This window comes from Actinopolymorpha pittospori, from assembly GCF_014873875.1.
In the GTDB taxonomy this organism is placed as follows: domain Bacteria; phylum Actinomycetota; class Actinomycetes; order Propionibacteriales; family Actinopolymorphaceae; genus Actinopolymorpha; species Actinopolymorpha pittospori.
Genome location: NZ_JADBEM010000001.1, coordinates 5,744,669 through 5,758,104, shown reverse-complemented (window position 1 = coordinate 5,758,104; position 13,436 = coordinate 5,744,669). Strand labels below are relative to the sequence as shown.

Below are 13,436 nucleotides of genomic sequence, written 5' to 3'. Positions count from 1 at the left end.
CTGCTCGTTCCCTCGGGGCCGAGCAGCTCTTTGTGCTGTTCTGGGAGTTTTGTCGGGCCGATCTTCCCTGCGCTCCTTCTGCTTCATCCGGGGCCGGGCCTCGATCCGGATGAGGGTGCTGCGCCGGAGCGCTGGTCAGCGTTTGCCCCGGGCCTGGGTGATCGCCAGGACAGCGCGCTCCAGCGCGTAGTCGGAGTCGTCGGCACCGCCCTTGACGTCGGCGTCCGCGCGGGCCACCGCGAGCATGGCTGCCGCGAGACCCTCGTCGGTCCAGCCGCGCAGCTGGCCGCGGAGGGTCTTGACTTTCCATGGCGGCACGCCGATCTCACGGGCGAGGTCGGCGTCGCGCAGGCCCCGTGGGGCACCGGAGAGCTTGGCGAGGCCACGGACCCCGGACGCGAGCGCGGAGGTCACCAGAACCGGTGCGACACCTGAGCGCAGCGCCCAGCGAAGCTGCTCGAGAGCGTTCGCCGCCCGGCCCGCGACCGCGGCGTCGGCCACCGCGAAGCTGGTCACCTCGGCGCGGCCGGCGAAGTAGCGGCGGACGACCTCCTCGGTGATGGCTCCCCCGTCAGTGTCGGAGATCAACTGGGACGCCGCCCCGGCCAGCGCCCGAAGATCGCTTCCCACCGACTCGACGAGGAACTGCGCCGCCTCGTCGTCGATCCGGCCGCCCGCGGCGCGGATCTCTCGGGTGACGAAAGCGGGCAACTCATAGCTCTTCAACGCATCGCAGGCGACGACGCGCACTTTCGCCTTGCGGAGCTTGTCGACGACGCCGCGGCCCTTCTGACCACCGCGATGAACGAGGACCAGCGCGACGTCAGGTTGTGGGGAGCGAACATAGGCCAGCAGGGCGTCGACCGCCTCGGCGGGGATCCCGTCGACACCGCGGACCACCACGGCACGCGCGGTCGCGAAGAGCGAGGGACTGGTGAGTTCGGCGAGGCCGCCGGCCGCGAGGTTGGCCCCCTCGAGGTCGGTGACGTCGGCGTCCTGGTCGGCCGCGCGGACGGCACGGACGACGGCCGTCACGGCACGATCGGCCAACAGGTCCTCTGGACCCAGGACGAGGGTGACTCCTCCGAGAGCGTCGCCGTCGGAGATCGGGGCACCGGACTTCGCAGCCATCCCGCTCAGCATCCCACGCGACACCGACAACCGCGGTGCGGACCTGGCCACGTCCTCGCGCGCACGTGTGCCGTTCCCGCTCCCGCGGTGGCCGGCCGCGTTCATCGCGGAACCGAACGGGTGACGACGGACAGCCCCGAACCGTCCTTGACCACGGCCACCGAACCGGCCAGATCGGTGCGCTCGACCCGGGCACCCTCGCTGGTGAGCTCCTCGATCGCGGAGGGCGCGGGGTGACCGTAGTCGTTGTCGGCGCCAACGCTGATCAGCGCCACCCGGGCCGCCACGGCGCGCAGAAAGCCGGTGTCCTGATAACGGGAGCCATGGTGGGGGACCTTCAGAATCGACGCACGCAGGTCGACTCCCGAACGCAGCAACCGCCGTTGGCTCGCCGGTTCGACGTCTCCGGTCAGGAGGACCCGGACGCCCTGCGTCTGCGCCAGGACGACCACGCTGGCGTCGTTCTCGGCGGAGCCCTCCTCCCCTTCGGTGCTCTCGACCCCGCCGGACCGCGCGTCACCGGCCGCCGCCGAGTCGGCCTCGACCGTCGAGGTCGGCGCCGGTCCCAGCACCGTCCAGGACAGGGCGCCGACTCGGCGCAACTCACCCGCCGCCACCGGTACGACGTCGACCCCTGCCGCCGTCGCAGTCGCACGCACCTGGTCGGCCGTCGAGGAGGCACCTGGTCGGATGCCGATCTCGCCGACCTCGCGACCACGCAGGACCCCTGGAAGTCCGGAGGTGTGGTCGGCGTGGAAGTGGGTGAGCAGCACGTAGGGCACCCGCCGAACCCCAAGGCCGCGTAGGCACTGGTCGACCGCGTCCGGGTCGGGTCCGGTGTCGACCACGACCGCGGTGGCGGGTCCGGACCGGAGCACCAGCGCGTCGCCCTGCCCGACGTCGCACGCGACGATCAGCCAGCCGTCCGGGGGCCATCCGGTGATCCAGGTGAGCGGTACCGGCACCCGGACCGGATGGACGATCCACAGCGTGAGGAGCCCGGCGAGCGCGACACTCACCCAACGGCGGTTCAGTAGCCACGGAGTGATCACGGCGGCGACCGCACACAGCAGGGTCAGCACCGCGACGCCGAGGCCCGAGGGCGGCCAGGTGAGATCGGCGCCCGGCATGCCGGCGGCACGCGTGCCGACCTCCACGATCCAGCGCGCGGCGTAGCCGGCGAGGTGGCCGGGAACCGAGGCGACGACGACACTCACCGGCGCGATCAGGGTGGCCGCGATCCCGAGCACCGTCGCCGGACTCACCGCCGGGCCGGCCATGAGGTTAGCCACCACGGCGACCGCGCTCACCGAGCCGGACAGGATCGCGACCACCGGCGTGCAGGCGAGTTGTGCCGCCAACGGCACTCCGATCGCGGTCGCCAGGAACCGCGGCAGCCACCGGGCGAGCGCGTCGCCGAACGGCGGCCCCAACACGACGATCCCGGCGGTCGCGAGCACCGACAGGGCGAACCCGTACGTACGGCCGAGCCACGGGTCGACCATGAGCAGGACGACGACCGCGCAGGTGAGTGCCGGTAGGCCGTGACGGCGGGACCCGACGGCGAGCCCGGCCAGCCCCACGAGCCCCATCGCGGCGGCCCGCAGCACGCTGGGTTCGGGACGGGCCAGCAGGACGAAACCGAGGGCGCACACCACACCGAGGACGGGCACTCCCCAGGAGCGCAGGCCGGCCCACCGCGCGGCGCCGAGGACGAACGCCAACAGAATCGTGAGGTTGGTGCCGGAGACGGCGGTCAGGTGGGAGAGGCCAGCCGTGCGGAAGTCCTCGACCAACTGCGGCGGCATCTGGGACTCGTCGCCCACCACCAGGGCCGGCACCAGGCCACGCTCGTTGGGCGGCAACCCGGCCACCGCCTCCCGAAGACCGGCCCGCAACCTGCTCGCCGCCTGGTCGAGCGGGCCGGCGGGTCGCAACAGGGTGGGCGAGGTGCGGGCGGCGAGGACGGCGACGGCGCGCTCGCCAGGCTCGGTCGGGGCGAGCCGCGCGACGGTGCGCACCCGCTCGCCGGGCTGGACGACGGTCCAGGACGCGGGACCGGTGAGGACGACCGGTGTGCGCACGCGGGTCGTCACCCCGTGCCGGGTCAGTCGCTCGACGTCGGCGTCGAGAACGGTGTAAGGCGCGCCGCGACCATGGGAGGGTCGCAGGACCGGGTCCGAGCGGACCCGTACGTCGACCGTGACGACGGCGGCCCGTGCCGCGAGGGCGGGCACCGGCCCGCTTCGTGCCGCGGTGACGTGGAGCAGCGTCACCGTGCTCGCGACCGCCACACCTAGACAGGTCAGGGCGGCGGCCAGACTGGCGTAGCGAACTCTCCCCTGCAAGGCGATGACGACGATGGCCACCGTGGCGGCGACGGCGGCGGCCACCACCGAGAACCGCGCCGGCACGACCGGGACGACCAGGGTGGACGACCAACACGCCACCGCCACAGGTACGAGCCGCAGGTCGAGACCGGAGGCCGACGTCGTCCTCGACCGCGCGCCGCTGCGCCGCCTCCGCGGTCCGACGCCTCGTCCGACTCACGACACCCTCACCCGCGCCTGCAGGTCGACGTACTTCTGCTCGCCGATGCCGCTGACCTCGCGCAGGTCCTCGATGCTCAGGAACCGCCCGTGCTCGGCTCGAAAGTCGAGGATGCGCTGGGCGAGGACCGGACCCACGCCAGGCAGCGTCTCGAGCTCGGCGGCCGTGGCCGTGTTGAGGTCGACGAGCTCACCGCCTGGCGTGGGCACGCCCGGTCCCCCGCCCGGTCCGTTCGAGGGAGGGAGCTGGCTGCCAGGCGGCGGAGTGACTCCCACGAGCACCTGCTCGCCGTCGACCAGTTGCCGAGCGAGGTTGACGGTGTCGAGGTCGGTGCCGGGTAGGGCGCCGCCGGACGCCGTCACCGCGTCCACCACCCGGGAGCCAGCGGGGAGATGGACGACGCCGGGCTTGCGTACCTTCCCGGCTACGTGCACCACCACAGGCGTCGGCGACGGCGTCACCAGCGCCGGTCCTGACGCTGCCACGGGGGAAGGGCGCGGTGACGTCACCACACTCGCTGCCGGCGGGTCCGGGACCTCCTCCCGCACCGGCCGGCTGCGTAGCACCATGACGCCCGCGCCGAGGACCGCGACCAGCAACAGGACCGCGACCGCGACGACGTGGCCGCGCCGCAGGGTCCAGGCGAGGCTCACCGCCTCGACGGCGCTGGCGGCCCGGGCCCGGTGGGTCGCGCGTGGCTCCACCAGCCCTTCGGGTGTCGGCTCCCGCCGGAGCGCGGCGTCGACGTCCGCGGTCTCCTTGTCCGCACCGAACTCACCCACCGGCTCACTCGCCTCCTCCTGGCCCGGAACGCCACGGGCCCGCGCCGCGGCGTCGACCGACGGCACCCAGCCGCCGACGCGTAGCCGCGGCCGGCGTAAGGCGCGCAGCCGGCGGGTCGCTCGGATGGTGTCCTCGACCCGAACCCGGCGCTGATGGGAGAGACGTCGGCGCAGCACGACGACGACGTTAGGAAGCAGCGCACCGCCGTGGGCGGAGCGACGTCGGTGCGGTGGACAACCTCACCGGTTGCCGTGCTGTGGAGAAAACCTGGCGTCGCGGCGGGGCCAGACGCTCAGGACAGCGAGCGCCAGGGCTCCGGCGGTGATCCGGCGAAGAACCGCAGGAGTTCGAGCAGCCGGCTCGCCGGCGGGGCGGTCCAGACCCGTTCGTCCGTCCGCGGCTCGTGCGGAATCCGGTGCAGCGCCCATGACAGGTGGTACCACAGCGCTCGAGCCGCCCAGGAGTGTTCGACCTCCGGGCGCGACCGTGGCGCGACGTCGGTGAGGTAGCCGTCCAGGGCGAACGGCAGGGCACGCAGCGGAAGCTTGGCGAAGTCGACCGCGGGATCAGCCCACGCCGCGTCCCCCCAGTCGACCAGGGCGGCCCGACGCGGACCCGCTCCCTCGACGACGATGTTGGTGGGTGAGGCGTCGCCGTGCACGATGACCTGCGGAGCGTCCTCGGGTCGCCAGACGGCCAGCCGTTCGAACCAGCCGACCAGCCAGCGCGCCGCGCCCACGTCGACGTAGCCGGCCTCCGCGAGCGCCACGACCGCCGGCCGCGGGTCCTCGTCCGGCATGACCCCGACACCGGACAGCGAACCGATCCCGTGGCGGCTGAGGCGATGCAACCGGGCGAGGCTCACACCGACCTCGCGGTAGGCGTCGGCGGCCTCCGCGGGTTCGATCCCGAGCGCGCCGAGGTCGCGACCCCGAACCCGCTCCACCACCAGGTAGGGGACGCTGACGACGGTGCAGCTGTCGTCGTAGGTCACCACCGCCGGAGTGCGGACGCCCGCCTTCCGCGCCGCCGGGATGATGGTCGCCTCCTTCGCCAGTTCGGCGAAGCGCGCACCGCCACCACGTGGGATACGCAGAACGAGATGGTCGCCCAGAAAGTAGACGTGGTTGGCCGCACCGGGTGCGGGCGCGGCGGCCATGTCCTCGACCGGGATCTGGTATCGATCACCGATCGCGGCCAGCATCTCCCGACGAGAATCCCCACCCAGGCTCACGGTCGCCCAGGGTAGGGCACGCGATCGACGTAGGTACGACTGCGCCGACGCGTACGCCGCAGCCAGCGCGTGCTGCGACCGGTCCGGCGACCTCGGGTCGGGTCATGTCCCGTTGGAGCGCACCTCGGTGGGCGCGACGGCAAGGCCGAGCATGCCGGGTCCGACATGGGCACCGATGGCGCTTCCCGCCTCGCTCGTCACGAGCCGCTCCAGTCGCGGCACCTGCTGGCGCAGCCGGGCGGCGAGCTGGGCGGCGCGTTCGGGCACGCCGAGATGGTGGATGCCGATCTCGACCGGTCGGGTGGACGCCGAGGCGAGAGTCACGCGTTCGAGCTCGGCCAGCGCACGCCCGGTCGTCCGTACCTTGGTGAGCACCTCGATCTGCCCGTTCCGCACCTGCAGCAAGGGCTTCACCGCGAACGCGGAACCCAGCAGGGCCTGGGCGGCCCCGATGCGTCCGCCTCTGCGCAGGTACTCCATGGTGTCGACGTAGACGAACGTCTCGATGGTGGCGGCGCGGGCCCGTGCGACGGCCACCACCTCGGCGACCTCTGCCCCTCGGGCGACCGCGTCGGCGGCGGCGGACACGACGAACCCGAGCGCCATGCCGATCTGGCGGGTGTCGACGACCGCCACCGGAAGGGGTGCCTGCACCGCGCCCAACCGGGCGGCGTCGCTGGTGCCGGAGAGGTCGCCCGACACGTGGATGGACACAGCGGCCTCGCTGCCGGCCCGCGCGGCCTCGCGATAGGCGGCCAGGAAGTCCATCGGTGAGGGGCGGGAGGTCGTCACCGACTTGCCCTGCAGGAGTGCCTCGGTGACGAGCCTGACCACCTCGGGCGATCCGTCGTCGTACGACGTGCCACTCACGATCACCCGCAGGGGAACCACGGCGATGCCGCGGTGCGCGGTTTCACCGGCGTCCAGGTGAGCCGTCGAGTCGGTCACCAGCGCTACACGTCGCACCACGAGACGAGGTTAGTGCCCACTGCCCCACCTCGTCGGCGAATGGATCTGCCGATCTGGATCAGTCAGAACGGACAGCGTCGATGTGATTTCCCTGCGTGATACTCACGCCTGACAAAGGCGTTGCAGAGTCGACGCGAGCTCCTTCAGGGTGAGGCCCATGACCAGCCGATGGACTCCCCTCTTCGACACGGTGGCGCCGGCGTACGACGACGTGGTGCCGTTCTTCGCGACGTTCGGTGAGCTCCTCGTACGTCACTGTGACCTACGACCTGGCCAGCGGGTACTCGACGTCGCGGCTGGACGCGGGGCACTCGCCTTTCCCGCGGCCCGGGCGGTCGGCACGAGCGGCGAGGTGGTCGCGGTCGACGCCGCGCCGAGAATGGTGGATCTGCTCAGGGCTGTCGCACCGGACAACGTGACGGCCTACGTCATGGACGCCGAACGGCTGACCCAGGCCGACGCGTCCTTCGACGTGGTCCTCTGCGGATTCGCCCTCCACCTGTTCACGCACCCGGATCGGGCGCTCGCCGGGATCCACCGCGTGCTCCGCCCGGGTGGAACCTTCGCGTTCTCCACCGTCGGAGCGCCCTACGTGCCAGGGCCCTGGGACTTCTACGGCGAGCTGCTCGGCGAGTTCAGCGCGCTGATCGCCGAGCCCTACCCCGCACACCAGCACGACGAGCTCGCCGACCTGTGTCGGCAGGCTGGTTTCACCGGCGTCGCCAGCGTCGTCGACGAGGTTCGGCTGGAGCTCCGCGACGCCGAGGCGTTCTGGGCCTGGCACCAGTCGCACGGTGCGGCGAGCTTCGTCGAAGGGCTGCCGCCGGCGGCGCGGGAGGAGTTTCGGCAACGTCTGCTCGCGGGTGTGGAGGAGCTTCGCCGAAGCCAGGGCCGGATCGTCCTCGACCGTTCGGCGCTCTTCTACCGGATGACGGCCTGACTTCGACGTCCGGCCGACTGTCGGCGGGCTGTGTCAGGCTGACTGCCATGTACGAGACCGACGAGGAGCACGAGACCCTCCAGGCCCTTCTCGACACCTCGCTGCCCCGCGCGAGCGATCACCTCCGCTCCATCATCAAGCCGGGCGAGCGCACCCTCACCGCGCGCCAGCTCACGAGCGTCCTCACCGGCATGTGCACCCTCTCGGCGGCCACCGTGACCGCGAAGGGCGCCCCTCGGATCAGCGCCGTCGACGGTCACTTCCTGCACGGACGGTGGATCTTCAGCACGTCGGGCACAGCGGTCAAGGTCCGCCACCTTCGGGCCCGTCCCGGCGTCAGCGTCGCCCACATCCGCGGCGACGACCTCGGGGTCTTCGTGCACGGCACCGTGGAGTTCATCGAGCCCGACCAGGCGGACTGGAAGCCGATCGACGACCACCTGACCGCTCACTACGACAGTTCGCCGACGACGTGGGAGGACGACATCGTCTACCTCCGGGTCGTCCCGAACTGGATGGTCGCCTACGCCTTCGATCCCGCGAAGGTGGTGGGCGGCGTCGCCGACACCCCGTGACCATGGGGTCGCCGGCGACGCTGCCAGCGGCTGGCCGCCGCGACCACGACACCGTGGGCGACGCCGTCGAACGGCGGGATGGTCGCGGCCTCAGGCAGGCACGACGTTGACCAGGCCGGGCGCGCGGACGATGACCCGGGCGACCGCGCGGCCGGCCAGGGCGCTGGCGACCTTGGCCGAGGCGAGGGCGCGACGCCGGAGTTCGTCCTCGTCGATGTCCGCGGGCACGTCCCAGCGCTCCCGCATCCTGCCCGCGACCTGCACCACGCAGGTCACCGTCGTCTCGGCGAGATGGGCCGGGTCGGCGTCCGGATAGGGCTCGTAGGCCAGGCTCCCCGCGCCGTCATTGCCCGCCAGCCGACTCCACAGCTCCTCCGCCACGTGAGGTGCGAACGGCGCGAGCAACAAGACCAACGGACGGGCCACCTCGCGCGGAACCCGCTCCAACCCGGCGACGTGCCGCGACAGCTCCATCAGTCGGGCGACCGCGGTGTGGAAGGCGAGCTCGTCGAGGTCGTGGCGTACGGCGGCGATCGTGCGGTGCAGGATCCGACGGGTGGCCGGCTTCGCCGGCTCGTCGACGACTGTCAACTCACCGTTGCGTTCGTCCACCAGACACCGCCACACCCGCTGCAGGAAGCGATGCGACCCCACGATGCCGTCCGGATCCCAGGGGCGTGACGTCTCCAGCGGCCCCATCGCCATCTCGTACACCCGGAAGGTGTCGGCGCCGTAGATCGCGCACATGTCGTCGGGGGTCACCATGTTGTGCAGGCTCTTGCCCATCTTGCCGAGCGAGCGGATGACGGGCTCGCCGTGCCAGAAGTCCCCGCCGTCACGGTGTTCGACCTCGCTGGCCGGAACGTACACGCCCCGCTCGTCGGTGTAGGCGTAGGCGAGGATGTAGCCGTTGTTGACCAGCCTGCGAAACGGCTCCCTGCTGGACACGTGCCCCAGGTCGTGCAGCACCTTGTGCCAGAACCTCGCGTAGAGCAGGTGCAGGACCGCGTGCTCGACACCGCCGACGTAGAGGTCCACTCCCCCGGGATCGGTCGGCGAGCCAGGGCCCATCCAGGCGCGTTCGATCTCGGGGTCGCAGAAGGCGGTCGTGTTGTCAGGGTCGAGGTAGCGCAGCTCATACCAGCACGATCCCGCCCACTGCGGCATCGTGTTGGTCTCCCGCCGGTAGGCACGCGGCCCGTCACCCAGGTCCAGCGTCACCTCCACCCAGTCGGTCAGCCGCGCCAGCGGCGCCACGGGTCGGGAGTCGGCGTCGTCCGCGTCGTACGCGGTCGGCGCGAAGTCCGCGGTCTCGGGCAGCACGACCGGCAGCATCGACTCCGGCAGCGCGATCGGACCGTGCTCGTCGTAGACGATGGGGAAGGGCTCGCCCCAGTAGCGCTGCCGGCTGAACAGCCAGTCGCGCAGCCGGTAGGCGACCTGGTCACCGCGCTCGTCCGCGGCGTCGCCGTCGACCGAGGCCTCCTCGCGCGTTGACCGGCCGATCCAGTTGCGCTGCTGCGCCTTGATCGGCTCCGGCCAGTCCAGCAGGTCCAGGTCTGCGAGCAGCCGGTCGGCGTAGGCGGTGATACGCAGCATCCACTGCCGCAGCTTGCGTGGGAACACCGGGAAGTTGCCGCGTTCGCTCCGACCGTCGGCGGTGACCTCCTCGTTGGCCAGGACGGTGCCAAGGCCCGGACACCAGTTCACCTCCACCTCGTCGAGGTAGGCCAACCGGTGAGCGTCGACGACGCCACGGCGTTCGAGTTCGGTGAGCGCCGCCCACGGACGACCGTCCGGCGTCGCGCGTTCGCCGGACTCGAAGGCGGCCAGGAGGTCGGCGATCGGCCGAGCGGAGTCCCGCTCCTCGTCGTACCACGCACCGAAGATCTGCAGGAACATCCACTGGGTCCAGCGGTAAAAGTCGACGTCCGTAGTGGACACCCCGCGCCGGTCGTCGTGGGCCAACCCCAGGCGGCGCAACTGGTGCCGGATGGTCGCGATGTTCTCCTCGGTCGTCTCACGCGGATGTCGACCGGTCCGTACGGCGAACTGCTCGGCGGGCAGTCCGAACGCGTCGAAACCGAACGCGTGCAGCACGTTGTGGCCGCGCATCCGCAGATAACGCCCGTAGACGTCGGTGGCGACGTAGCCGAGCGGATGACCCACGTGCAGAGAACCCGAGGGTCCGGGGAACATGTCGAGGACGTAGAACTTCGGTGCGGCCGCTCGAGCCGCCGCACCGTCGCCGGCCCGGTCGGGGGAGGCAGCCAGCGAGCCGGTCGGGTTGGGGGTGTGGAACGTCTGGTGGCGCTGCCAGTACGCCTGCCAGCGAGCCTCGATCTGGCCGGCCAGGGTGCCGGTGTAACGGCATGTGGGGTCGCCTGTCGTCATGGTCTGCCGCCTTCGGGAGCGTCGGCGATGCTCGCGCGGGAGGGCGAGTCACCGGGGCTGGACATGAAGAAACCCCTCGCACAGGAGGGGTTGCCACGCCGACGCGGTGCGAGTGCACCCTCTGGAGGTCAGCGCGGCCAGGTAAGGAGCAGAGCCACCGGCTGCATGAGGGGAGCCTACTCCACGAAGCCGCACCATCGCAGCCGGAAAGTCCTTCGTATGCCAGCGCACACGCGCGTGCGGTCGACCAGCGAACGGTGACACCGAAAAGCCCCGGGGTCTGCCGTACGACAGACCCCGGGGCTTTCGCCGAAACGTCCTACGCGGGGACGATGTTGATCAGCTTCGGCGCACGCACGATGACCTTCCTGATCTCGCGTCCAGCCAACGCGCTCTGCACGCGCTCGGAGGCAAGCGCGAGTTGACGCAACTCGTCCTCGGAGATGTCGGGTGACACCTCGAACTTGTCCCGCAGCTTGCCGGCGACCTGCGCCACCGCGGTCAGGGTGTCGGCCGCCGCGAGGTCGGGGTCGTAGGTCGGCCAGCCCGCGAGCGCGACGGTCGGCTCGTGACCCAGGCGTTCCCACATGTCCTCGGCGGTGTAGGGCGTCACCACGCTGAGCATCACGGCCAGTCTCTCGGCGGCCTCCCGCACCGCCGGGTCGGCCGGCCCGGGTCCGGTGTCGATCGCCTTACGGACGGCGTTGACCAGCTCCATCAGGCGCGCCACCGCGACGTTGAACTTGAACGACTCGACGTGCTCGGTGACTTCCTTGATGACCTTGTGGGTCACCTTGCGCAGCGCGAGGTCGCCCGCAGCGAAGTCGACGTCGGGCTCGCTGGTGACGTCGCTCGCGATCCGCCACGCCCGCTGGATGAAGCGCAGCGATCCGGACGGGGACACGTCCGCCCAGTCGATGTCGTCCTCGGGCGGACCGGCGAACACCATGGTCAGCCGGATCGCGTCGACGCCGTACTCCCCCAACTGCTCGCCCAGGTCGATGCCGTTGCCCAGGGACTTGCTCATCGCCTTGCCCTGGTTGATGACCTGGCCCTGGTTGAGCAGTGCCTTGAACGGCTCGGTGAAGTCGACCGCGCCCATGTCGTGCAGCACCTTGGTGAAGAACCGGCTGTACAGCAGGTGCAGGATCGCGTGCTCGACACCGCCGACGTACTGGTCGACCGGCATCCACCGACGCACGTCCTCCGGGTCGAACGGACCGTCCTGGTAGTTGGGCGAGCAGTAACGCAGGTAGTACCACGACGAGTCGACGAAGGTGTCCATCGTGTCGGTGTCGCGCCGCGCGTCACCACCACACTTGGGGCACGCCACCTGCACCCACTCGGTCGCGGCCGCGAGCGGCGACGTGCCCTTGGGGGACAGGTCGGCGCCCCGCAGGTCGGGGAGTTCGACCGGCAGTTGGTCGTCGGGGACGGGGACCTCACCACAGGTCGGGCAGTGGATGATCGGGATCGGCGCGCCCCAGTAGCGCTGGCGGGAGACCAACCAGTCGCGCAGCCGGAACGTCACCGCGCCCCTGCCGAGCTTCTGCTGGTCCAGCCAGTCGATCATCGCCCGGACGCCGTCCTCCTTGCCCAGCCCGTCGATGCTGGCGGAGTTGACGTGCACGCCTTCACCGGCGGTCGCGACGCCGGTCTCCGCCGGGTCGGGCTGCCCGGTCTCGACGACGACCCGCACCGGGATGCCGAACTTCAACGCGAACTCCAGGTCGCGCTGGTCGTGGGCCGGCACGGCCATGACGGCCCCGGTGCCGTAGTCGGCCAGGACGTAGTCGGCGGCCCAGACGGGGATCCGCTCACCGTTGACCGGGTTGGTCGCGTGGACGCCCAGGAAGACGCCGGTCTTCTCGCGTTCGGTCGAGAGCCGCTCGATCTCGGTCTCGCGCTTGACCTGCTCGAGGTAGGCCTCGAAGGCCTCCCGCTGCTCCGGCGCGCAGATCTCGTCGGCCAGCTTGGACTCCGGCGCCACCACGAAGAACGTCGCGCCGTAGAGCGTGTCCGGACGGGTCGTGAACACCGTGACCGGCTCGTCGCGGCCCTCCATCGCGAAGTCGACGTAGGCGCCCTCGGACCGGCCGATCCAGTTGCGCTGCATGCTCAGGACGCGCTCGGGCCACCGGCCCTCGAGCGGTGCCATGTCGTCCAGCAGCCGCTGCGCGTAGTCGGTGATCTTGAAGTACCACTGGGTCAGCTCGCGCTTGGTGACCGGCGACCCGCAGCGCTCGCAGTTGCCGTTGACCACCTGCTCGTTGGCCAACACCGTCTGGTCCCTCGGGCACCAGTTGACGTAGGAGGCCTTGCGGTAGGCCAGGCCGCGCTCGTAGAAGCGCAGGAACAACCACTGCGTCCAGTGGTAGTAGGACGGGTCGCAGGTCTGCAGGCGCCGCGACCAGTCGAAGGACACGGCGTACCGCTTGAACGACTCGGCCTGGGTCTCGATGTTGGCGTAGGTCCACTCGGCGGGGTGGGCGTTGCGCCGGATGGCGGCGTTCTCGGCGGGCAGGCCGAAGGCGTCCCAGCCGATCGGGTGCAGCACGTTGTAGCCCTGCTGGAACCAGTAGCGGGCCAGCAGGTCGCCGAACGCGTAGGCCTCGCCGTGACCCATGTGCAGGTCGCCCGACGGGTAGGGGAACATGTCGAGCAGGTAGCGCCGCTCCCTGGTGTCGGGCTCGACCTCGGGGTTGTCACCGGCGAGGCGGTCGGCGCGGAACGGGTCCATCCGCTGCCACACGGGCAGCCATTTGCCCTGAATCGTGTGGAAATCGTAGGTGTCCGCGGACTGGCCGTCTCGGCTGGGTTCGCTCATCGTTCCTGGCTCCGTCGAGGGCTGTGGCGGGAG

At 71.1% G+C, this 13,436-nt stretch carries 9 protein-coding genes; 2 read left to right on the top strand and 7 right to left on the bottom strand.

Annotated elements, in window-relative coordinates; genetic code table 11:
* Positions 1–135: 135 nt before the first annotated feature.
* The 5 genes from holA to HEB94_RS26890 form a co-directional block, all read right to left on the bottom strand.
* Positions 136–1,131 carry a DNA polymerase III subunit delta gene (gene holA / locus HEB94_RS26910; RefSeq protein WP_238361631.1) on the bottom strand — a complete coding sequence of 332 codons (996 nt, stop codon included), beginning with the start codon at positions 1,129–1,131 and terminating at the stop codon, positions 136–138.
* 101 nt (positions 1,132–1,232) lie between these two features.
* Positions 1,233–3,581, bottom strand: a complete 2,349-nt coding sequence (locus HEB94_RS26905; RefSeq protein WP_337918016.1) for a ComEC/Rec2 family competence protein — start codon at positions 3,579–3,581, stop codon at positions 1,233–1,235.
* 96 nt (positions 3,582–3,677) lie between these two features.
* On the bottom strand, positions 3,678–4,640 hold the full coding sequence (locus HEB94_RS51120) for a ComEA family DNA-binding protein (RefSeq protein ID WP_337918015.1): 963 nt from the start codon (positions 4,638–4,640) through the stop codon (positions 3,678–3,680).
* 116 nt (positions 4,641–4,756) lie between these two features.
* Complete coding sequence (locus HEB94_RS26895; protein ID WP_192752481.1) at positions 4,757–5,698, bottom strand: phosphotransferase; 942 nt, start codon at positions 5,696–5,698, stop codon at positions 4,757–4,759.
* A gap of 102 nt (positions 5,699–5,800) precedes the next feature.
* Positions 5,801–6,667, bottom strand: a complete 867-nt coding sequence (locus tag HEB94_RS26890; RefSeq protein ID WP_192752480.1) for a DegV family protein — start codon at positions 6,665–6,667, stop codon at positions 5,801–5,803.
* A 157-nt stretch (positions 6,668–6,824) separates the two neighbouring features.
* Between HEB94_RS26890 and HEB94_RS26885 the strand changes: the two genes are divergently transcribed.
* On the top strand, positions 6,825–7,607 hold the full coding sequence (locus HEB94_RS26885; protein ID WP_192752479.1) for a class I SAM-dependent methyltransferase: 783 nt from the start codon (positions 6,825–6,827) through the stop codon (positions 7,605–7,607).
* A gap of 47 nt (positions 7,608–7,654) precedes the next feature.
* Positions 7,655–8,182 carry a pyridoxamine 5'-phosphate oxidase family protein gene (locus tag HEB94_RS26880; RefSeq protein ID WP_192752478.1) on the top strand — a complete coding sequence of 176 codons (528 nt, stop codon included), beginning with the start codon at positions 7,655–7,657 and terminating at the stop codon, positions 8,180–8,182.
* Between the two features lie 90 nt (positions 8,183–8,272).
* Here HEB94_RS26880 and HEB94_RS52735 read toward each other — a convergent pair whose 3' ends face one another.
* Together HEB94_RS52735 and leuS are read right to left on the bottom strand one after the other, a co-directional pair.
* Positions 8,273–10,576 (bottom strand): class I tRNA ligase family protein, encoded by a 2,304-nt coding sequence (locus tag HEB94_RS52735; protein ID WP_192752477.1) that lies wholly within the window; start codon positions 10,574–10,576, stop codon positions 8,273–8,275.
* Positions 10,577–10,895: 319 nt separating this feature from the next.
* Positions 10,896–13,403, bottom strand: coding sequence for a leucine--tRNA ligase (gene leuS / locus HEB94_RS26870; protein ID WP_192752476.1), 2,508 nt, complete (start codon positions 13,401–13,403; stop codon positions 10,896–10,898).
* Positions 13,404–13,436: the final 33 nt, after the last annotated feature.